This window comes from Kordiimonas sp. UBA4487, from assembly GCF_002389025.1.
GTDB lineage: Bacteria > Pseudomonadota > Alphaproteobacteria > Sphingomonadales > Kordiimonadaceae > Kordiimonas > Kordiimonas lacus.
In genome coordinates, this window is record NZ_DGNR01000011.1 from 86,040 (window position 1) to 106,748 (window position 20,709).

The 20,709-nt window shown below is 58.5% G+C and carries 23 protein-coding genes, 1 tRNA gene and 1 riboswitch; of the genes, 14 read left to right on the forward strand and 10 right to left on the reverse strand.

The features are described from left to right. Together B3Z17_RS05890 and B3Z17_RS05895 are read left to right on the forward strand one after the other, a co-directional pair. Positions 1-438 carry a YybH family protein gene (locus tag B3Z17_RS05890; protein ID WP_286828962.1) on the forward strand — a complete coding sequence of 146 codons (438 nt, stop codon included), beginning with the start codon at positions 1-3 and terminating at the stop codon, positions 436-438. A gap of 32 nt (positions 439-470) precedes the next feature. After that, a complete protein-coding gene (locus tag B3Z17_RS05895) occupies positions 471-1,208 on the forward strand; it encodes a PepSY domain-containing protein (RefSeq protein WP_286828963.1) in 738 nt (245 codons plus the stop codon). Here B3Z17_RS05895 and B3Z17_RS05900 read toward each other — a convergent pair. Further along, the gene (locus B3Z17_RS05900; RefSeq protein ID WP_286828964.1) at positions 1,205-2,563 is read right to left on the reverse strand and encodes a winged helix-turn-helix domain-containing protein; all 1,359 of its coding nucleotides are present in this window, start codon (positions 2,561-2,563) and stop codon (positions 1,205-1,207) included. The two genes, B3Z17_RS05895 and B3Z17_RS05900, sit on opposite strands and share 4 nt — an antisense overlap. A gap of 176 nt (positions 2,564-2,739) precedes the next feature. Between B3Z17_RS05900 and B3Z17_RS05905 the strand changes: the two genes are divergently transcribed. Beyond that, positions 2,740-3,837 carry a hypothetical protein gene (locus tag B3Z17_RS05905; protein ID WP_286828965.1) on the forward strand — a complete coding sequence of 366 codons (1,098 nt, stop codon included), beginning with the start codon at positions 2,740-2,742 and terminating at the stop codon, positions 3,835-3,837. Positions 3,838-3,882: 45 nt separating this feature from the next. Here the strand turns inward: B3Z17_RS05905 and B3Z17_RS05910 are convergent, their stop codons facing one another. Further along, positions 3,883-4,398, reverse strand: a complete 516-nt coding sequence (locus B3Z17_RS05910; RefSeq protein WP_068308051.1) for an Lrp/AsnC family transcriptional regulator — start codon at positions 4,396-4,398, stop codon at positions 3,883-3,885. A 164-nt stretch (positions 4,399-4,562) separates the two neighbouring features. Between B3Z17_RS05910 and B3Z17_RS05915 the strand changes: the two genes are divergently transcribed. Continuing rightward, positions 4,563-4,838: a hypothetical protein gene (locus B3Z17_RS05915; RefSeq protein WP_068308054.1), complete on the forward strand. Its 276-nt coding sequence runs from the start codon at positions 4,563-4,565 to the stop codon at positions 4,836-4,838. On the opposite strand, the gene B3Z17_RS05920 is transcribed toward B3Z17_RS05915, so the two are convergent. From B3Z17_RS05920 to B3Z17_RS05930, 3 genes are all read right to left on the reverse strand, one after another. After that, positions 4,824-5,816, reverse strand: coding sequence for a hypothetical protein (locus B3Z17_RS05920; protein ID WP_286828966.1), 993 nt, complete (start codon positions 5,814-5,816; stop codon positions 4,824-4,826). The two genes, B3Z17_RS05915 and B3Z17_RS05920, sit on opposite strands and share 15 nt — an antisense overlap. A gap of 11 nt (positions 5,817-5,827) precedes the next feature. Next, positions 5,828-6,856 carry a permease gene (locus B3Z17_RS05925; RefSeq protein ID WP_286828967.1) on the reverse strand — a complete coding sequence of 343 codons (1,029 nt, stop codon included), beginning with the start codon at positions 6,854-6,856 and terminating at the stop codon, positions 5,828-5,830. 98 nt (positions 6,857-6,954) lie between these two features. After that, on the reverse strand, positions 6,955-7,251 hold the full coding sequence (locus tag B3Z17_RS05930; RefSeq protein WP_068308060.1) for an ArsR/SmtB family transcription factor: 297 nt from the start codon (positions 7,249-7,251) through the stop codon (positions 6,955-6,957). A gap of 314 nt (positions 7,252-7,565) precedes the next feature. Here B3Z17_RS05930 and B3Z17_RS05935 point away from each other — a divergent pair, with 314 nt between their 5' ends. Further along, complete coding sequence (locus B3Z17_RS05935) at positions 7,566-7,811, forward strand: hypothetical protein (protein WP_068308063.1); 246 nt, start codon at positions 7,566-7,568, stop codon at positions 7,809-7,811. Between the two features lie 18 nt (positions 7,812-7,829). Here the strand turns inward: B3Z17_RS05935 and B3Z17_RS05940 are convergent, their stop codons facing one another. The 5 genes from B3Z17_RS05940 to B3Z17_RS05960 all read right to left on the reverse strand — a co-directional run bounded on the left by B3Z17_RS05940 (position 7,830) and on the right by B3Z17_RS05960 (position 13,789). Then, positions 7,830-8,783, reverse strand: a complete 954-nt coding sequence (locus tag B3Z17_RS05940; protein WP_286828968.1) for a sulfotransferase family 2 domain-containing protein — start codon at positions 8,781-8,783, stop codon at positions 7,830-7,832. A gap of 4 nt (positions 8,784-8,787) precedes the next feature. Next, positions 8,788-10,536 carry a glycosyltransferase gene (locus tag B3Z17_RS05945; RefSeq protein WP_286828969.1) on the reverse strand — a complete coding sequence of 583 codons (1,749 nt, stop codon included), beginning with the start codon at positions 10,534-10,536 and terminating at the stop codon, positions 8,788-8,790. A 143-nt stretch (positions 10,537-10,679) separates the two neighbouring features. Continuing rightward, positions 10,680-11,297: a cob(I)yrinic acid a,c-diamide adenosyltransferase gene (gene cobO, locus B3Z17_RS05950; RefSeq protein ID WP_286828970.1), complete on the reverse strand. Its 618-nt coding sequence runs from the start codon at positions 11,295-11,297 to the stop codon at positions 10,680-10,682. 65 nt (positions 11,298-11,362) lie between these two features. Next, positions 11,363-13,258 carry a TonB-dependent receptor plug domain-containing protein gene (locus tag B3Z17_RS05955; RefSeq protein WP_286828971.1) on the reverse strand — a complete coding sequence of 632 codons (1,896 nt, stop codon included), beginning with the start codon at positions 13,256-13,258 and terminating at the stop codon, positions 11,363-11,365. 149 nt (positions 13,259-13,407) lie between these two features. Further along, positions 13,408-13,619, reverse strand: a riboswitch (cobalamin riboswitch). A gap of 95 nt (positions 13,620-13,714) precedes the next feature. Continuing rightward, positions 13,715-13,789: transfer RNA gene (locus B3Z17_RS05960), tRNA-Thr, on the reverse strand. A gap of 449 nt (positions 13,790-14,238) precedes the next feature. Here B3Z17_RS05960 and dcd point away from each other — a divergent pair. The 9 genes from dcd to B3Z17_RS06005 all read left to right on the forward strand — a co-directional run bounded on the left by dcd (position 14,239) and on the right by B3Z17_RS06005 (position 20,708). Further along, positions 14,239-14,793, forward strand: coding sequence for a dCTP deaminase (dcd, locus tag B3Z17_RS05965; RefSeq protein ID WP_068308079.1), 555 nt, complete (start codon positions 14,239-14,241; stop codon positions 14,791-14,793). Positions 14,794-14,895: 102 nt separating this feature from the next. Beyond that, positions 14,896-16,176, forward strand: a complete 1,281-nt coding sequence (gene murA, locus B3Z17_RS05970) for a UDP-N-acetylglucosamine 1-carboxyvinyltransferase (protein WP_286828972.1) — start codon at positions 14,896-14,898, stop codon at positions 16,174-16,176. Between the two features lie 116 nt (positions 16,177-16,292). Continuing rightward, positions 16,293-16,727 carry a DUF2948 family protein gene (locus B3Z17_RS05975; protein WP_068308085.1) on the forward strand — a complete coding sequence of 145 codons (435 nt, stop codon included), beginning with the start codon at positions 16,293-16,295 and terminating at the stop codon, positions 16,725-16,727. 64 nt (positions 16,728-16,791) lie between these two features. Then, on the forward strand, positions 16,792-17,460 hold the full coding sequence (hisG, locus tag B3Z17_RS05980; RefSeq protein ID WP_286828973.1) for an ATP phosphoribosyltransferase: 669 nt from the start codon (positions 16,792-16,794) through the stop codon (positions 17,458-17,460). After that, on the forward strand, positions 17,444-18,745 hold the full coding sequence (hisD, locus tag B3Z17_RS05985) for a histidinol dehydrogenase (protein WP_286828974.1): 1,302 nt from the start codon (positions 17,444-17,446) through the stop codon (positions 18,743-18,745). The genes hisG and hisD overlap by 17 nt, the downstream gene beginning before the upstream one ends. Positions 18,746-18,748: 3 nt before the next feature. Next, the gene (locus B3Z17_RS05990) at positions 18,749-19,246 is read left to right on the forward strand and encodes a UPF0262 family protein (protein WP_068308094.1); all 498 of its coding nucleotides are present in this window, start codon (positions 18,749-18,751) and stop codon (positions 19,244-19,246) included. Next, positions 19,243-19,677, forward strand: a complete 435-nt coding sequence (locus B3Z17_RS05995) for a low molecular weight phosphatase family protein (RefSeq protein ID WP_286828975.1) — start codon at positions 19,243-19,245, stop codon at positions 19,675-19,677. Before B3Z17_RS05990 ends, B3Z17_RS05995 begins: the two co-directional genes overlap by 4 nt. Positions 19,678-19,849: 172 nt before the next feature. After that, positions 19,850-20,068, forward strand: a complete 219-nt coding sequence (gene infA / locus B3Z17_RS06000; protein ID WP_068150598.1) for a translation initiation factor IF-1 — start codon at positions 19,850-19,852, stop codon at positions 20,066-20,068. Between the two features lie 16 nt (positions 20,069-20,084). Beyond that, entirely contained in the window at positions 20,085-20,708 is a 624-nt protein-coding gene (locus B3Z17_RS06005) for a Maf family protein (RefSeq protein WP_286828976.1), read from the forward strand. Position 20,709: the final 1 nt, after the last annotated feature.

Genomic DNA, 20,709 nt, shown 5'->3' on the forward strand with positions numbered 1-20,709 from the left:
ATGAATACCATGAAACGCACACTTGTTGGCATGATGGGCCTTGCCCTGATGATCGCCCTGCCCGCCAAGGCACAGACAAGCCCCGAAGAGGTGGCCGACGCCTTCCACAAGGCCATTGAAACGGCAGACGAAGCTGCGGTTGAGAGGCTGCTGGCGTCTGAGGTAATGATCCTCGAGGGCGGCCACGCGCAAACAAGCCGCGCCGACTATATGGGCGGCCACATGAAGTCAGACATGACTTTCATTCCGCACATGACCCGCACGGTGCTGGACCGCAAGGCCACCACCGACGGTGATCTTGCATGGGTGGTGACCTTCTCCACCATGAAAGGTACCTACAAGGGCAAGGACTACGATTTCGCGTCTCGCGAGATGCTGGTGATGAAGAAAACTGACGGCGCCTGGCAGATCACGCTGGTGCATTGGGCCGACAAATAACAACAGGAAGCCAGAAGGCTCAGGGTAAGAAAATGACCAAACAGAAGTGGCATAAGTTTTTCGCACAGACCCACAAATGGGTGGCACTGGTACTGGGGCTCCAGCTGATCGCCTGGACAGCGGGCGGCGTGGTGATGTCTTGGATACCGCTGAATGAAATACGCGGCCGGCACAATGCGGCAGAGCAGGAACCTGTGGCTCTGCCGGTCGCGACCGACGCGCTGATGACAGCCCCTGCCCTGGCGGCAAAAGCCACCGGGCCGGTCACCCAGCTTACCTACCGGGACATGCTGGGCACGCCCGTGGCCCTTTTGACATTGAAAGACGGCAGCCGCGAGCTTCGTGATGCCGTGACAGGCACGCCGCTGTCGCCGCTTTCGGAAGACTGGGCGCGCCGCATTGCTGATGCCGATTTCATGCCCGAGGCAGAGATGGCGTCAGTCACACTGCTGGACCGGCATGTGATCGATTATCGTGGGCCGCTGCCGGTGTGGCAGATCACCTTCGCCGACGAGGAGAACACCAACATCTATGTCTCGCCCACCGAGGGTCGTGTCGTTGGGCGGCGGACGGACCGCTGGCGGCTGTTTGACTTTTTCTGGATGCTGCACATCATGGACTATGACGAGCGCGAAGACTTCAACAACCCGCTTCTGATGATCACGGCGCTGTCAGCGCTGTTGTTCTCGATCTCGGGCATTGTCCTCTTGTTCTTCCGTTTCTACCGCCGGGATTTCAACTTCATCCTGGGCAAGAAAAAGAAAGCCTAGTCGGAGCCTGCAGTCCCGCCTTCAAGCGCGATGATCCGGTTGGCATAGGCCTTCGCGAACGGTGCAAGACGCAGCGCTTTCCGGTAGACCGTCAGGGCAGCATCCGTGTTGCCCTGCGCGGCCAGGGCCTCCGCCTTCAAGGACAGGACATAATGGTCTCCCGGTGCAATTTGTTCTGCCTGCTCAAGTAGTTGCAGAGCGTGGGATGGGTTGCCATCGCGGAACAGGGCGAGTGCTGCACTATCGACGACCGACATGTAGTCGTCAGAAGGCATGCTGTCGTCCAGATTGACTTCACCTGGGTCCTCAACCACATCCCAGCGGGCTGCCAGGGCCTTGAGCGCCCGCTTCGCCGTAGAATTGTCAGGGTCTATGGCCAGCAGCTCCCGCCACTGTTTTTCCGCGCCCCTGGCTGCACCCGCCGTTGACAGGTGCGCCAGATAACGTCCGACCCAATAGCGGTCATCCTCCAGCCCCACGGGGCTTGGGCCCTTCACGCGTGAAACCCCCATGGTTTGTAGCATGGCGCCAAGCTGCATGAAAAAGGCACCGCTACCGTCCGCCAGGTCATAGGCACCCGACCAATGGACTTCGTCCGTTTTCGGGTTGGACAGGAACAGCGTGACCACCTGGCCCTCCCCGTCGTTAAGGAGAGTTCCCTTCATCAGATACACCGGTGTCTCGGCACCATAACGAGTGAAGATACCGCCCGTGGGGTCGGGCGCGTCCACATTCCACCAGTGACGGATCACAAGCACTTCCGATGTTTGCGACAGGAAGTAGGACGCCAGTTCAGAGAGCGCAATCACGCGGGAACGGTCTTCCTGCGCTTCCGATTCCGTACGGATGTCCTGCACCGTCAGGATGATGCCCGGCTTGGCTGCATCAGCGGGAGGCACCAACGGCGTAGCACGGGGCCACAAAAAGGCAACCAACAGAGCCACCGCCATAGCCGCAACAGCGGGCCAGAAGCGGCGCAGCACTGGTGCTTCGCGCGGCACTCTATCGGTTTTCACGGTTTCATTGGCTGCAATCACCAACCGGTAGCCGCGTTTCGGCACAGTCTGAAGCAGATCATCATCTGCGCCCACATCCCTGAGTGCTTTCCTCAGCTTGCTGATGGCCACCGGCACGGTTTGTTCGCTCAGGTTTCGCCCTGCCCAGATGGTGGCCAGAATGTCTTCGCGCGACACCACATCGCCCATACGCTGGCACAGGAATTCCAGAAGCTCGGCAACCTTGTCTTCAAGCTTCACATCGCCCGCGGGCCCATGAAGCGTCTTGACCTCCCCTTCAAATCGCACCGCCCCAAGGGTAAAGATTTTTGATTGCTCATGTTCCGTCACTGCTGTCATCCCATCTTTTATATTTGGCCCATTTTAGCGACAGCGGCGCCCCCACCGCCAGCAGAAAGCGCACAGGCGCCACCCCCGCCGGTCAGATTTAAGGTTTTCTTAAAGTGCGTTAAGCGGCCATGCGGACCTAGGCTGAAGCCATAATGACAGCCGAGGACCCGAAAAAGGAGGGATCAATGAAATTCCTGAAAACACTCATTGTCGTGTGTGCGCTCTCGTCCGCCACCATGGCAGAGGACTATAGATCAAACGGCCAGACATGGACCCTGTCCGACCAGGGTGCGAACATCGTCAGCCACATGGGACGGGAGGCCGTGAAAGTGAACCGCGGCACGCTGACCTTTGAGGACACATCATTCAAGAACGGTATCATCGAATTTGATATTGCCATGCCCGGCATTCGCGGGTTCGCAGGCGTAAACTTCCGCACCCGCGACAATGGCATGAGCGAAAATTTCTATCTGCGCGGACACCTTTCCGGCATGCCGGACGCCAACCAATATCAGCCGATTTTCAACGGTAATTCCGCCTGGCAGATTTTCCACGGGGCCCGCTACTGCGCACCAACACGCTATGCCACCGACCGCTGGACCAAAGTGCGACTAGTGGTCAAGGGCAACAAGATGGATGTCTTTATCGACAGCGACAAACCCGTACTGCATGTGGGCAACCTGATGCTGGGCAGTACGCCGGGCGGGGTGACCCTCAATGGCTTCGTCGCCGATTTCTACTATAGCAATATGCGGGTCACCAAGGACGATAGCGTCACACTGACCGGTACCCCTGCACCCGTTCCCGAATTACCAGCTGGATTGATCAAAAGCTTCCGCGTTGGCACGACAGCAGTGGCGGCAGACAAGATAGAAGCCCAGCCCTGGCTGGATAAGGCCCTGCTGGAGGGACAGACATGGCAGACGCTCGCGGTTGGTGAAACCGGAGCCGCGAACCTTGGGCGTATCAGTGCGCGCACACGGGATGTGAACACGCTGCTTGCCAAGTTGACCATCACGGCGGAGGAAGCCAAAACCATTCGCCTGAAATACGGGTTCAGCGACCGGGTGACAGTGTTCCTGAACGGACACGCGCTCGCCCACGGCAACGACACCTACCAGACGCGGGACTATCGCTATCTGGGCACCATCGGGCTGTTTGACAGCGTGTTCCTGCCGCTTGCGGAAGGCGACAATGATGTGGTGTTTGCCGTGACAGAAGCGTTCGGCGGCTGGGCCCTGATGGCCGCCATTGAAGATCAAACCGGCATTGAGGTCCGTTAAGCTCCCCTCATGCCGGCCGGGCAGCCCCTCCTGTTCCGCAGGCCCCTAAGCCCGGGGCTGCCCGCCCAATTCACCCGACAGGCCCAACTCACCTGACAGGTACGACAGCGGCAATTCGGTGGTCACACAACTGGACACCAGGCAGATGCTGGAATTCACTTCCTGCACACCCTGCGCCTTCGACAGGCTTTCCCAGAAAAAATCTTTATAGTCGGCCACCGACGGCACGATGATTTTCAAGAGAAAATCAAAATCTCCCATCATGGTGTGACACTCCAGCACCTGCGGGTACCGGAACATGAAGTCAGCGAAATTCTCCAGCGACTGGCTATCGTGCTTTTTCATTTTCACGTGGGCAAAAACGGTGATCCCCAGGCCTACTTTCTCCTGATCCAGCACCGCCGCGCGGCCCCGGATCACGCCCGCATCCACCAGCTGCTGAATCCGCCGCCCGCACACCGACTTTGAAGACCCGACCTTCTCCGCCAATTCCGCCAGCGATGGTGTGCAATCCCGCTGCAGTTCAGCCAGCAACTTGAGGTCGATACTGTCAAATTCCATTTTTATCGTCCCGAAAATTATGAATATTCGGGACAACGTCCCATATATTGGCTCATCTATCAACCATTAGGGAAGATGACGCGCGGCACTTGGGCTATAGTCTGTCTCGGCCGCACGGTTTCTGCGGCCGATTTTTTTGACCAATTCAGACAGAGGAAAATGTCATGGCACAAGGCCAGAACCAGTTCGTACGCTACACGTTTGTTACCGAAGAATGCGCAAGCGATCTTACCGCGGTACTTACCTATATGCGCGAACACGACATTCTACCGTCTGTGATTGAGACTGAGAAAAGCGGCAGCCGCGCCCGCGTGGTGATCAGCAGCAGTGGCAGCAAGGACTGGCACAGCCATGCCATCGCCGCCCAGTTCGAGGGACGCCCGAGCGTTCAGCATTTCGGGTTCGAGCGCCTCTCAAGCGACGCCTTACGCGCAGCATAGGACCGGGCACGTGTCGGGCACACCTTGGGGGTCTGTGTCCGACACGGCGGCCAACATGGCATCAACAATCTGGCACTCAAGCCGGGCCCCCATCACCGCATTGATCTGCCGAACGGCAGACGGGCTGGTGATATTAAGTTCCGTCAGATAGCCGCCGATGAAATCCGCACCTACCAGCATCAAACCGCGCCGGCGCAGAAGCGGGGCGATGCGCGCCACCGCCTCCCGCTCATGCGCGGACAGCTCCGTTGCCTCAACCCGCGCGCCTTGGTGAATGTTGGCGAGGTAGGCCCCTTCGCGCGGCACGCGGTTGACAGCGCCGATGGGTTCGCCGTTTAACAGAAACACCCGTTTGTCGCCCGCCGCCACATCGGACAGGAAAGCCTGGGCCTGGATTGTGCGTGCTGCTGCACCGTGCCCCACAAACGCCCGTACCGTTTCCCGCCACCCGTCGCCGGATGTGCCGACGCGCTCGATCCCACGGCCGGAACAATCCCCCAACGGCTTCAGCACCACGGTACCCTGCTCTTCCACAAAGGCCTCTATGGCCGCAGTATTCATTGTTGTCAGGGTTGGCGGCACCAGGTCCGGCCACACCAGCGGCAAGAGCTTCTCGTTCATGTCCCTCAGCGCCGTGACCCGGTTGAACTGATGCACATGCCCGGGTGCAAAATCCAACAGGTAGGTCAGATGCAAAAAGGCCTCATTCACCGGTGGGTCCGTGCGTGGTACGATAGCGCTGAAAGCTGCTGCAGGCTTTTCAGCCTGGGCCGACAGGGTGAGTGGCATGGCGGCCTCTACCCTGCGCGCCTGCACCAATAATGTGTTTTGCCGCAGGATCAGGTCATCCACTTCCGCCCAATAGACTGCCATGCCGCGCGTGATCAGCTCGTCCATCAAAAGAAGCGATGTTTCGGTCTCGAGGTTCAGGGTCTCAGCCGGGTCCATGATAAACAGAAAGGAAGGGGTGTGGGTCATGGCAAGCCTCCTTACATCACCACTTGAAAAGCAAAGCTGAATATGAGTGTGCCAGCAAGCGCAAGCGCCAGATAGGCCAGGAACACGGGCAGGCGCGCGAGTGCGAAGACCGCAATCGACGCCGGGATGGATGTCACTCCGCCCGCCAGCAGGAAGGCCATACCGGCCGCGGGCTCCATGCCCTCGCCGATCAGGCCACTCACCAGTGGCAGCGCCGCATAGCCGTTCAGATAGGCAGGCACGCCGATAAGGGTGGCCAGGAAGATGGGGGCCGCGCCCTCGCCGCCCAGCGCAGACATTACCAGCCCTTCGGGCATATAGGCCACCATCAGGCTTTCAAGCGTGAAGGCGAACAACAGCCACTTGCCCAGGAAAAAGGCGTTCGAGAGCGTCGCACCCCGGAAAGCCGTGAGGCGGTTTGCATCCTGCCAGAAGGCCCAGACAATGGGCTGGGTGCCGGACACATCCGGGCTTCCGCAGCCGCCACTCACATTCTGGCGAAGTGGTTCGCTGAATGCACCAAGGCGCTGCAGCCCCGCGACACTGAAGCCGCCCAACATGCCCATGCCAACGGCCGCGACCGACTTATAGACGGCAAACTCAAACCCGAGCGTGCCGGTGGTCATGACAAACATGGTCGGGTCCATGATAGGGGATGCGAGCCAGAAAGCCATCACGGCACTCAGCGGCACGCGCATGGCCAATAGCGCCGCCACAAGCGGGATCACGCCGCAGGAACAGAAGGGTGAAAAGGCGCCGACGATGGCTGCGCTCGGGATCATGATCAGCAGATGGCCCGTGAAAGCCTTGGCGATCATGCGGTCCAGCGACGAGGCCTTGGCAAACGCCGCGATCATGACCGACAGCATCAGGAAGGGAAACACACCCAGCACCGCGTCCCCCACGAATTTGAGAGAGGTACCAGCCTGCCCAGCATCATAGACTGCCAGGCCAGCGAACATGGCCAACACCAAAAGCAGGACCCTGTCCGGCTTCGGCAGGCGGAATATGGATTGTTCAGTCTTTACAGTGTCAGTCATCATTATATACCTAGATTTATGGTTATATTAGCTCAAAAAAAAGCCGAAGCCTTTTAGGGATTCAGTTAGCCGTTATTCACAAACGTCGCTTGCCAGCGCTACCTGAGCGGCACGCCGGCGCAACAGTCGGCAGTCAGGAATGTTGCGACCTGACCCAGTGTCTCAAAGTCAGCGATATTGATCACTTCACGCCCCTGACGTTCCTGCCGGATGGTGCCGGCACGAACCAGATGGCTGATATGATGCGCCAGCGTCGAGGCCGGGATGTCCAGATGCTTCTGCAGCTGGCCCACATTCATGCCGTCCGTGCCGGCGCGAACCAGCAAGCGTAGTACAGCGAGCCGGGCCGGGTTCCCAAGCGAGGCAAATACACTGGCGGCCGTTTCATCCTTCATGCAACACTCCTTAAAACTATATTTCTAGATATGTCGTTTAATTTGAATTGTCAAGACACCGACTGTGATATCCGCGCAACAAGTCAGTAGCTGATTCCGTGCACCAGGAGAAACTTTCGACACAAATCATTTGAATTCTAAACATATTACCCCTATATCAGGAGCACTAACGCACGAAACATAGTAGTTTATGGCAACAAAAAGGCGTGTATACGTTCACACCTCCCCATCAAAATAGTTAGATTTGAAACTTTCTCATCTCTGATGGGATGCCCCAACGCGTGTTTCAGTAATCCTTACAGGAGATTTTTCCAATGGAGCTTTTCTTAAGAGCTCAGAGCCCCGCCGATTTTGATCGTACCAGTGATACGGATGTATTCGCGTGCGCGAAGAAACAGAGCCCGCTGGTGAAGTGGACCTTTATCAACCGGATCAAATCCTGCCACCAGAATGGTGAGCTGGGCGCAACCCTGATGCTGCTGGCATGCGGCAGCGTACTCGCCGGCCTTCTTGCCGTCGCCAACATGGCTGATCGTGCAGCCGGACTGTTCCGCTCCTGACGGTCTTCTTTCCGACAATTATTTCTGGATAAGTTTGCGCGCGTAAGGCGCCAGGCTTTTGTCGAGATCACTGATCCCCTGGCCGGCCTCAAGCCGCGCCAGCAGTGTCTCTGACGCCGCGATTGCCCGCGCTGATGGCGCCGGGTCCTCGTCGCGCAGCGTAGGCGCACACATGTGTGCTGCGTCTTCAAGATAGCTGTTCAGCGCACCTGCGCGCGCAACCGGCCTGACCGGCGTAACCGCCTCCAGGTCATAATCATACCCAAAATTGAGGAAATCATCACGAAAGCGGGCATAGATCGCCCGCGCGACGTCTGGCGTGTAATGGTCCTTCAGCTTTTGCCGTGCCTTCATGGCATGATCGGCCTTGGCTGACAGCAGATGACTAAAATCCCGGCCCAGCGCGGCTACTGAAAAATCCGCCAGGCCCGCGGCCAGCGTCTCAACGTGCCCTACCGCATCATAGGCGATGAAATCGAACAGGCTGGCATAGGTCTGGCTTCTGAAATGAATGTCCGTTCGCGCGCTTGGGCGGTCACACACCATATAGACAAAATCAGCAAAATTGTCGGGGCGGCGCGGCAACTGGAACTTGGCCGGTATGTTCGGCTCAACGTCCACCTTGGCGACAATCTTTTCCAGGTATCCCGAAAGCAAGCGAATATAAGGATTGCGCACAACCGTGAGCATGCGGCGGCCCACCAGCGCGGCATAAAATTCTTCTATCGCGGATTTTCTGAAACCCAGCCACGGCGTACGCGCATCCGGCCTGCCGAAGCGCCAACCATAATTATGGACGGAAAAATACTGCTCACCCACCGGGCGGCAATGCCCCAGCTCGTGCTCTACCTGCCACAGGAAACGCTTGACGTTGGTGTTCGCCGCCTTGCTGATGGGCACATACCCGTAGCCAAGTTCTTTCGACAGGACAGAATCGCGCGCGGTATCCCGCAGAGTTATATGATCTATCATGCACTCATCCGTATTTTCCCATGGTCCGCTCAAGTTCGATCACCAGCGGATGACCGGCATGCTGTTCCTGCAGATAGCCCCGAACTGCATCCACCCCCGCCGTATCCCCAAGTGCTGCCAACGCTTTGACCCGCAACACCCTCGCGTCAACCCTGCCCGACGCCTTGGCAATTGCCATGCCAGCAAGTTGATCCGCAAACCCGGCCTCGCCCGCATCAAGCGCCAACTGGGCCAGCATAATCAATATATTCGGTGCCCGAAGCTTTTTCTCATAGGCTTCCTCAAGCAGCGTGCGGGCATCATCAACGCGGCCCAGCTTTTCAAGAATGCGCGCACGCAACCAGACACACATCGGAGTATCGCGCCAGAAAGGCCACCAGGCATCAGCCAACTGCTCGACGGCCTCAAGGTGCAGGCCATAATACAAGCAGGTTTTGGCGATTGACCGGAATCGGGCCTTCCCCGTTGTTTCCGGGGCCGCAAGAAGTTTGGTCATGGCCGCGATCTCGTCAGCAAGACTATCCGCTTCTTCAAGCGCTTCAGCCAGCTTCCGAAGACGTGCGTTCTGGCTGAACCGCTCGCGCGCCAACGCCACGACAGCTTTGGCCTCCCCCAATTTACGGCCCGCCCTGAAAACGGCGGCCAGCTGCGCCTGGGCATCAGGATCAGCCGGTGCTTTTTCAACTGCCTGCCATGCCAGTGTTTCAGCAAATTCCAGGCGTTCCGGCTTCATGCTGATACCAGACAGTATTTTCAGCAACGACGCCGGCCGTATATATCGATCATATGCGTCGGTGAGAATTTCCCGTGCCTTGTCAAAACGCTGTAGCCGTATCAGCACCCGACTACGCAATTCAATACAGACCGAATGGTGTCGCCACTCTGCCCAGTTTGCTGCTGCAATGTCTTCAAGTGCCTCAAGTTCAATGCCAAACTTGAGCGAAATCCGACATAGTTCCCGAAAGTCCGGAATGGTTGGCTTTTCGGTCGTCAACTTGGTCCTCAACCGTGCGGCAATGGGCCCAGCCTGAGCGCGCTGCCAATTCTGGTCCGACTTCTTATAGTCCAGATTTTGCCCCAGAACCACCTCCGGTCCGGGCGCAATCTTCACATTCTTCAGGTAGTCGACCAGATAGCAGGTATACCCGCCATCCTGCAGCAGCTTTGCCAATTCTACCGTGAAAACATAGGGGCCTGTGAGCGTGCCGATGCCGACATCCTCACTCGCATTTTCCTCAATATTGCGGGCCGCTGCCGACAGGGCTTTACTGATCAGGAGCGAACCTGGCGCCACGGCCATGAAGTTGTTCTGAACCCGGCGTTGCCTGAAATCGATAAAAAAGACGTCACGGTCAAGGCCAAACAGTGCCAGCGCGTCATCGGTGACGCCGTTGTCGGCATCCAGGTAATAGCCGCCATATTCATGGAGATACACAAGCCGGAACAGGTCCGCTTTCATGGCCGGGTGAAAACAGCGGTCAAACAGTTGCAGAAGAGATTTGCCGTCAACCTGGCGGTCCGCCAGATAGGCCCGCGCGTCGGCCTCGCTGAACAGGACATATTCCAGCTGGTGCTTGTCCGCCCAGGCCTTGCTGAGCGACAACATGCGCGCCACGTCCTGTGGCGGTTCCTTGTCCCAGAACTGGATTAACCGGCGGGGCACATGCCCCCCACTTGAGACATCTGGAATATCCGCCAGAAGATGAGCACCGAAAATACGCGCGAAGCTGTCCTGTTCCTGATTACGTGACATGAGGCCCCCACCTTATAAAGTCACCGAGTTAACCGTGCGATAGGGGTGCTATTACATGGCACCGGAGCCGAGTCAACCAACCCGCCCCCGAACCACAGGCGTATGGGAAGTGGGTTAAAATCAACAGCAGCTTCGAGCGAAAGTTAAAAATCAACGCCCTGCTTGGCCTTGATACCCGCATCAAAGGGGTGCTTCACCTGCGTCATGTCTGTGACCAGGTCGGCTTCCTTCATCAAGGCGTCTGGCGCATTCCGCCCCGTGATGATCACACTGGTCCGGGCGTCCCTTGCACGTACACCAGTCAGCACTTCTTCAAGCGGCAGATAGTCGTTCCGGAGCACGATATTCAGTTCATCAAGCATCACCAGGTCATAGTCGCCGCACTGCATCAGCGCACAGCTTTTCTCCCACGCGGCACGCGCGGAGGCGATATCACGCTCTTTGTCCTGCGTGTCCCAGGTGAAGCCATCCCCCATCACATGCATGTCCACCAGGTCCGGGAAACGGTCGAAGAACTCTTTCTCGCCCGTGCGCCACGCACCCTTCACATATTGGACAATCGCCACCTTGTGGCCCCAGCCAAGCGCCCGGATCACGGTACCGAAGCCGGCCGTGGATTTACCCTTGCCGTTGCCGGTGTGAATCAGCAAGAGGCCCCGGTCGGCTGTCTTGCGCTCGCGCATCTTGGCGCGATGCTCTGCCTGCTGGGCCTTCATCTTTTCCTTGTGAAGGGCGGCGTCCGTTTTTGACCTGTCAGTCATCCTGTATCCTTCACAGTTGGAGAGTGCCGGGGCTGCCCACAGGCAACCCCGGATCATGTTACCCCCTAGAAGCGGGCGCGAACACCCGCATAAGCGGAAATGCCTGGCGTGCCATACCCCAGAACCTGCTGATACTCTTCATCGAACAGGTTAACGACCCGGCCGAACAGCTCAATCGTATCCGTCAGCTTGTATGCAGCGCTCAGGTCCACGCGGGTCCAGGCGTCCACCACTTCGCGCTCACCGGTCTCGAAATTGACGCTGGTGTCATGTTCCTTGCCGTTCAGCGTGATGCTCACATTGGTGGTCAGCCGGTCCGTTACCTGCCAGTTGAGCGCCGCGAAAGCCTCATTCTTCGGCTTGCGTGCCAGCTGCTGGTCAGCTGTCAGATCGCGGGCCGAATTATAGGTATAGTTGGCGCTCAGGTTGATGGCATCTGTCAGGTCGGCCGTCAGCTCCAGCTCCACACCCTTGGCGCTGGTTTCCGCAATATTGCGGTAGCCGTCGGCGAAGGTGAAGGTGATCAGGTCATCAATATCCTGATTGAAGTAGGTCGCCCCAAAGGTCGCGCGGCCATCGAGGAACGGCTGCTTGAAGCCAACTTCCCAGCTATTGGACCGCTCGGGCTTCAACGCCAGTTCAGGCAATCCTTCCGCCTGTGCGACATTGGAATCGAAGCCGCAGCATGCGAAGGTCAGGTGGAAGATGGTCGGCGCCTTGAAGCCTTCGCTCCAGGCCGCGGTAATCTGCGTGCCCGTGCCTTCAAACTGGTAAGACGCATTCAGTTCACCATTGGTGGTGGAACCGAAAGTTTCATGGTCATCCACCCGCACGCCGCCGGACACTGTCAGGCCATCGATGCCGTCATAAGAAAGGATACCGAAGATACTGTCGGTTGAGATGGGCTCCGGGTCCTGCGACTTGGCTTCGGTCACCTCATGCTGGGCACCTGCTGTCAGCGTCCAGCCGTCGGCCACTTCCAACACACCCAGATAATCGAAATTCAGGCGCTCCCCTTCAGCCCCAAAGCTGAAGATGCCTGCGTTAAAATTATCGCGCTGGATGGATGAATATTCCACCGACAGCGTGTTCGACAGGCGACCGTCCATCAGGTCGATATACGCACGGCCCGCGACGGAAAATTCTTCTGACTTGCTGCTGTCCTCCGTGTCGGCCAGGCCATAGGTGAAGTCGTCTCTGAGGGTGAAGCCGTCATAGTCGCTTTCGGTGTCGGTATAGCTGGTGGTCACATCGAAGCTGAAACCATCCGTCAGCTTGGTGCGAACACGGCCGCGCACAGTCAGGCTTTCGTAGCCGTCATCCTCGTCACCGACTTCAGCAGCAGAGATGCCGTCGGTATCAAAGTAGGACGCGCTCAGGTTAAAGTTCATCCGGTCACTGCCGCCACGCACGGAACCGCCAATACGCTTGCTCTCAAAGGAGCCATATTCACCGAAAACTTCACCCGCAAGACCTTCTTCGCCGGATTTGGTGATGATGTTGATCACGCCGCCGATGGCATCGGAACCATACAGCACCGCCTGCGGGCCGCGCAGTACCTCGATACGCTCAATGCCGTTCGGGTCAAGGGTTGAAAAGTTGAAGCCACCACCCGGCTGGGACGGGTCATTCACCTGCACGCCGTCGATCAGGATCACGGTCTGGTCGGACGACCCACCACGGATGGTGACCGTTGCCACTCCGCCGAAGGTGCCATTCTGGTTGATGGCCACGCCCGGCAGGCTTTGCAGCGCGTCAACAACATACTGGTACTGGCGCTCAACAAGCTCGGCTTCACTCAGCACCGCGATGCTTTTGGCCACTTCGCTAATCGGTTGCGTGCGGCGACCCGCGGTTACGACAAATTCTTCGATATCTTCATCCTGCGCACTGGCTGCAGGCACATATGTAAGGGCGCTGGTGGCAACCAGAAGCGCCTTTAGAGGGGATAGTCTGGACATGGACAGGCTCCATTTTCGGCCTCTTTGAGGCCCGTAAAACAACAGCTGCAGAAATGGAGATTGTCAGACGAGAGAGGGACAAGCTCCGCACACAGCAACGACCTTGTCGCCGGTACGGAAATCCGCTTCCCATGGTTGACCCGACCAGAGAAATGGGCGACCAGATGGCAGGTCTCCTGGCTTGTGTCTCACCGTGCTCCCCGCCCTTCCCGGCTTTCACCAGTGGGCCCTTCGGGGGACACTCCACACATACAGTTGCGGGCACAGCTGCGGATTTGCCCTTCCTTTTCGGGGGACTTACCGCATTCCCTCTTCGCTCTTACCCTAACGGGCAACAGAACCATCGCGTGCGCCATGCATAGAGGCTCACGCGGGCAAATTCAATATAAAGATATGCGGGCCGCACAAGCGTTCCTGAGCGAGGCAGTGAGATTAATTTGTCGGGGAAACGAAGCGTGGTGCTGCTGAGAAGATTTGAACTTCCGACCTCTCCCTTACCAAGGGAGTGCTCTACCCCTGAGCTACAGCAGCAGGCCACGTCTTGCGAGCGATCTTCTATAAGCGCCCTAGGCATGAGTCAATAAGTAATTTCCGTACACATTCAATCTTGAAAATCTCGGCTGATTGGCGCAAATGTGGGCACATGAGCGAAAAGACTAAACAAGACGTCCCTGTGAAACAGGATTCGGGCAAGCTGAAGGATGCCGAAAAGCAGGCCCGGCTGGCTGAAGCCCTGCGCGCCAACCTGCGCCGCCGCAAGGAACAGCAGCGGACACGCAAGACAGAAGACTGATCAGGCGACTAAATAGCCGTCCGATCTCAGCTTTTTCCCGGACAGCTAAAAGCCCCCTCAACAATTCCCATATCTGGTAGGTTTAACGCTTGTCGCGCACAAGCGATTGGCTTACTAATGCCAAAAATAGCTGTGCCCCGGTGGGTTGGGGAAACAGGCAACCAGATGTCACTCAGGGGAGACGCCAATGGCCATCATGTCCGATAAATGGATTCGCGAAATGTCACAACAGCACGGCATGATCGAACCGTTTGTAGACGGGCAGGTCAGGAAGGATAACATCTCATACGGGTTATCGTCCTACGGCTATGACGCCCGCGTGGCGCCCGAGTTCAAGATTTTTACCAATGTGGACTCGGCCATTGTCGACCCCAAGGACTTTTCCCCGAAAAGCTTTGTCGACCGCGACACAGACGTGTGCATCATCCCGCCGAACAGCTTTGCCTTAGCGCGCACCGTTGAATATTTCCGCATTCCGAAAGACGTGCTGGTGATCTGCCTTGGCAAATCCACCTACGCGCGCTGCGGCATCATCGTGAATGTCACGCCGCTGGAACCCGGCTGGGAAGGCCATGTGACGCTGGAGTTCTCCAACACCACGCCACTGCCCGCAAAAATTTACGCCAACGAGGGCGCCTGCCAGTTCCTGTTCCTGCAAGGCAACGAGCCGTGCGAGACCGCCTACAGCGACCGCGCAGGCAAATATCAGGGCCAGACCGGCGTTACCCTGCCGAAGCTTTAATTTGTTTGCCCAAACACGGGCACTCCGGCGCCGTTAAGATGCCTTTATTGAAGGCCAAGTTTTGCCTTCAGTTGAGTATTGTTGAAAAGGGCACATAGACAGATGGACAAACTGGTTATTGAGGGCGGGAACAGGCTTGAAGGCGTGGTTCCCATTTCAGGCGCGAAAAACTCCGCGCTCAAGCTCATGTGTGCGTCCCTGCTGTCGTCCGAACCCCTGACGCTTCATAACATGCCGCGACTGGCGGACATCACCACGCTCGCAGACCTTCTCAATCACATGGGTGTCACTGTCACCATGGCGGGCGGCCAGGGTGGCCGTATCGCGGGCCGCAGCCTCACGTTTGACGCCGGCCAGATCAACGACACGGTCGCGCCCTATGATTTCGTGCGCAAGATGCGCGCCTCCATCCTGGTGCTGGGCCCCCTTGTGGCCCGCGCCGGTGAAGCGATCGTGAGTTTGCCCGGCGGCTGTGCCATCGGCACCCGCCCGATCGATTTGCACCTCAAGGCGCTCACGGCACTGGGCGCAGAGATCGACGTGGCTGAAGGCTATGTGCGGGCAAGTGCGCCGAAGGGCCTCAAAGGCGGCAATATCCGCTTCCCGTTTGTCTCTGTCGGCGCCACCGAAAATGCGCTGATGGCCGCCACACTGGCCAAGGGCACAACGGTGATTGAAAACGCTGCGCGCGAACCCGAGATCGCAGACCTTGCGGCCTGCCTGAATGCCATGGGCGCCAAGATTGAGGGCGCCGGGCACGAGACCATCACGGTCGAGGGCGTGGACCGCCTGCATGGCGCTGAGCATGAAGTGATGCCCGACCGGGTTGAGGCGGGCTCCTACGCTGTCGCGGCCCTGATGACCCGCGGCAACCTGTTCCTTGAAGGTGCGCGCGCACACGACATGCAGGCGACGCTTGATAAGCTTGAGGAAGCTGGCGGCATCGTGAGCGTTGAGGACGGCGGCATACGGGTGAAATCCAACGGCCACATCCACGGTTTCAATATCGTCACCCAACCCTTCCCCGGTTTCGCCACCGACATGCAGGCCCAGTTCATGGCGCTGGCGTGCGTGGCAGACGGTGCCAGCGTGATCACCGAAGCCATCTTCGAGAACCGCTTCATGCACGTGCCGGAACTGTGCCGCCTGGGCGCGGACATCACGGTGACCGGCTCAAGCGCCACGGTGCGCGGTGTGGAGGCGCTGAAGGGCGCGCCCGTGATGGCCACTGACCTCAGGGCCAGTATGAGCCTCGCGCTCGCCGCCCTTGTGGCAAACGGCAAGACGGAAATCCGCCGGCTGTATCACCTCGACCGGGGGTATGAGCGGCTTGAGGAGAAACTCAAGGCCGTCGGCGCCAACGTCGAGCGCATGCCCGACTGACCCCACCGCACGCTTCCAATAGATTTTCTGCGCGCTTCCTTAATGGGAAACCACTTGAAGCCATGGGGCATGCCGCCTACATTGCAGTCGATTCTGAAGATTGGAACATGTGACCTATGAGTGATGCCCTGAAACTGATCAGCCAGACGGAAGAGGACCTGACCATCATGTCGGGCCTTTTGCAGGATACCACCGTGCGCGTGGGCGACATTGCCTGGCTGCCCAAGGAGCATCGTTTCGCTTTCGTGGGCAACCGGTTCCGCTGGGAAAAGAAGCGCAAGTTCCTCCGCCCAAAAGGTGAGCGCGTGCGCACCGGTTTCCACATGGACGGCATTCTGGCCGCCAAGCTTCACGGCATTGACATCAAGGCCGAGGATACTGTGCTCGAACTTCTGGATATCGAGGCTCACGAAAACGGCGACGACTATTTCATCATGCTGAATTTTGCCGGCGGCGCCAGCATTCGCCTGACGGCAGAATGCATTGACGCCACGCTTTCTGACATGGGTGATGAGTGGGAAGCGCTTGAACGCCCCCATCATGCGGACTAAGTCCACCCCGGCTGCATGCGCGGCCCCTTTTTTTCTTTTTTAAAAACCGAACCGGAACTGACCGATGGAACTCACAGACAAACTGGTACTTGCCCTGCCGAAGGGCCGCATTCTCGAGGAAGTCATGCCACTCGTGAAAGCTGCCGGTATCCATCCGGAAGCCGCGTTTGACGACCCCAAATCCCGCGCCCTGCAGTTCGACACCAACATCCCGAACCTTTCGATCATCCGGGTGCGCGCGTTCGACGCCGCCACGTTTGTTGCCTTCGGCGCCGCCCATCTGGCGGTTGTCGGCAATGACGTGTTGCAGGAATTTGGCTACTCGGACCTCTACTCGCCGCTCGATCTGGATATTGGCCACTGCCGCCTGTCCCTGGCGATGCCCGAGGACGAAGCCACAGAAGACCCACGCGAGTGGTCCCACATTCGCGTGGCCACCAAATACCCGAACCTGACACGGCAATATTATGCCGAGCGCGGCGTGCAGGCCGAATGCATCAAGCTGAACGGTGCGATGGAACTGGCCCCTCAGCTCGGGCTCTCGCGCCGTATCGTCGATCTGGTGTCCACCGGTAGCACCTTGCGCGCCAATCAGCTGAAGGAAGTGGAAGTGCTGACGCACATCACCTCGCGCCTCGTGGTGCATCGCCCGGCGTTCAAAACGCGTCCGCGCGAAATCAGTTACTGGATCGACCGCTTCAGGGAGGCTGTGCAAAATGGCACAAATTCTTAAAAGTAGCGCGTCGGATTTCGAGGCCGCCTTCAAAGCCCTCCTCTCGGCCAAACGCGAGACCACCACAGACGTGCGCGACGTGGTCACCGACATCCTCAGGGACGTGCAGGACCGCGGCGATGACGCGCTTTATGACCTGACGACCAAGTTCGACCGGTTCGACGCGCGCACCAAGGGCCTCGCCATCACCGACGTAGAGGTGGAAGCCGCCTGCGCGCAGGTGGACGCTGAGACCATGGCGGCGCTCGAAGTGGCCGCCGCGCGCATCCGCGCGTTCCACGCAAAACAGATCCCGGACGATCTGGATTATACTGACGACGTGGGCGTGCGGCTGGGCCAGACCTGGCAGGCGGTTGAAGCCGCGGGCCTTTATGTACCTGGCGGCACCGCAAGCTACCCATCCAGCGTGCTGATGAACGCCATCCCGGCGTCTGTTGCAGGCGTGGACCGGGTGGTGATGGTTGTGCCCACCCCCGATGACGTGCTGAACCCGCTGGTGCTGGCGGCAGCCAAGCTGGCGGGCGTGACCGAGATTTACCGCATCGGCGGCGCTCAGGCCGTTGCCGCGCTTGCTTACGGCACAGAAACGATCGCGCCGGTCGACAAGATCGTTGGCCCCGGCAACGCCTTTGTCGCGGAAGCCAAACGGCAGGTGTTCGGCAAGGTGGGGATTGACACCATCGCCGGCCCATCAGAAATTCTGGTAGTGGCCGACAACAAGAATGACCCGCGCTGGATCGCGGCGGACCTTCTGAGCCAGGCCGAACATGACACGGCGGCGCAATCGATTCTGATCACCGATGATGAAACTTACGCTCGCCAGGTGATGGCCGCCGTCGAGGACCATCTCGCGAGCCTCGAGCGCCGCGATATCGCGCTGGCCTCCTGGACAGACTATGGCGCCATCGTCATCGTCGACGAGCTTCTGGATGCCGTGCCGCTGGTGAACCGGCTGGCACCTGAGCACCTTGAACTGGCCATGGACGACGCCGACGCATTTGCCGGGCAAGTGCGCAACGCGGGCGCCATTTTCCTGGGCCGCTACACGCCTGAAGCCATCGGCGATTATGTTGCCGGGCCGAACCACGTGCTGCCCACAGCGCGCGCGGCGCGATTCTCCTCCGGCCTCAGCGTCTATGACTTCATGAAGCGCACCACTTTCGTGGGCTGCACGGAAGCCAGCCTTCAGGCCATCGGCCCGTCTGCTGTACGCCTTGCCAAAGAGGAAGGTTTGGGCGCGCACGCGCTTTCGGTTGCCATCAGGCTTAAAGGCTTTAATAAATAGCCTATGGCGAATCATAAGCTCGTAGATGTGACACTGGATGAAAGCACGGTCGTGCGCTGGAGCGCGGACGTCGAGCACGAACGCCGTATCGCCATCTTCGACCTCTTGGAAGAAAACAGCTTCGAGCTGGAGAAATCCGCCGACGAGGCCTATGAGGGCCCCTACAAGCTGACGCTCGCAACCATTGAGGGCCGCCTGAACTTCGACGTGAAATCCACGAACGATGACCTGCTGATGAGCTTCCGACTGGCCATGACGCCGTTCCGGCGCATCATCCGCGAATATTTCGCCATCTGTGACAGCTATTATGAGGCGATCAAGACCGCAAGCCCCAGCCAGATCGAGGCGATCGACATGGGCCGTCGCGGGCTGCATAACCAAGGCAGTGAACTCTTGCAGGAACGGCTTGAGGGCAAGATCAAGATAGACCGGCAGACCGCCCGGCGCCTGTTCACCCTGGTGTGCGTGTTGCACCTCAAGGAAAACAGGGGCCCCCGATGACAGAAGCCCCGAAATCCGTGAAAAGCGTTCTGTTTGTGTGCAACCAGAATGCTGTCAGGAGCCCGATGGCCGAAGCGCTGGCGAGCAAGCATTCGAAGCGGCGGCTGTTTGTCGAATCGGCCGGGCTGATCGCCGGTGCGCTCGACCCCTTCTCTGTCGCGGCCCTCAAGGAAGAAGGCATTGATATTTCAAACCACAAGTCGCTGACGCTGGCGGATGTGAAGCTGGATGCGTTCGATCTGATCGTGGCGCTGACCAAGGAAGCCAAAGACCACATTGAAAAGGATGCCACTGCGGCGCAGGTCGCGCTTGAATATTGGCCCACGCCAGATCCGTCAGACGCTGAAGGCAACCGCAACCAGATCATGGACAGTTACCGTCTAGTGCGCGATCATCTGGAATGCCGGATCGCCGACCGTTTCCCCTACTAGCGCAGCCCCATGCGGGGCCTGTGGCCGTAAATTTGTCACACATGTCGGCCTGACATGGTAAAATCAGCACAAAATACCGACTTTTTAGGCCCAAGTTCGCCAAAATTGTTGCATTTCATTGGTACACGCTTCATGTATGTCCGCGAATTGAAAGCCATGACAAGGAGACAAAATGGCTAAAGAAGAAGTTTTGGAGATGCGCGGCAAAGTGACCGAACTGCTGCCAAACGCCATGTTCCGTGTAGAACTTGAAAACGGCCACGAGATTCTGGGTCACACCGCAGGCAAGATGCGCAAGAACCGTATCCGCGTACTGGCGGGCGACGAAGTTCTGGTTGAACTGACGCCATACGACCTGACCAAAGGCCGCATCACCTACCGTTTCAAATAAGAACGGTCGGGACCTGATGGCCGTGCGCCCACATGACGCCCAAGGGGGCGCGCAAGCTACCCAAACAGCTCAAACACTCGTCCTCGCCTCGGCATCCCCGCGGCGGCAGGATTTGTTGGCGCAAATCGGCGTCACACCAGACGTGATCGCGCCCGCGCACATTGACGAGACACCACATCGGGATGAACTGCCCAAACCCCACGCCGAGAGACTGGCGCGGGAGAAGGCGGCGGCTGTTGCGCCCGACCATAAGGACGCACTGGTGCTTGCCGCAGACACGGTGGTGGCTGTGGGCAAACGCATTCTGCCAAAGGCGGAAGACGAAGCCACGGCCCGCAAGTGCCTGAAGATGCTGTCAGGCCGGCGCCACAAAGTAATTTCCGGCATTTCGATTGTGCTGCCAGGCGGCAAACAACTGACCAAATCGGTCACCACCGTTGTCGCCTTCAAGCGCCTGTCGGACGCTGACATCGACCGCTATATCGAGAGCGGCGAGTGGGACGGCAAGGCCGGCGGCTATGCCGTCCAGGGACTTGCCGCCACCTATGTACGGTTTCTTTCCGGGTCCTATTCCAGCGTTGTCGGGCTGCCGCTCTTTGAAGTCGGTGGCTGGCTGAACGCGCATCTCAAGCAGAATTAAA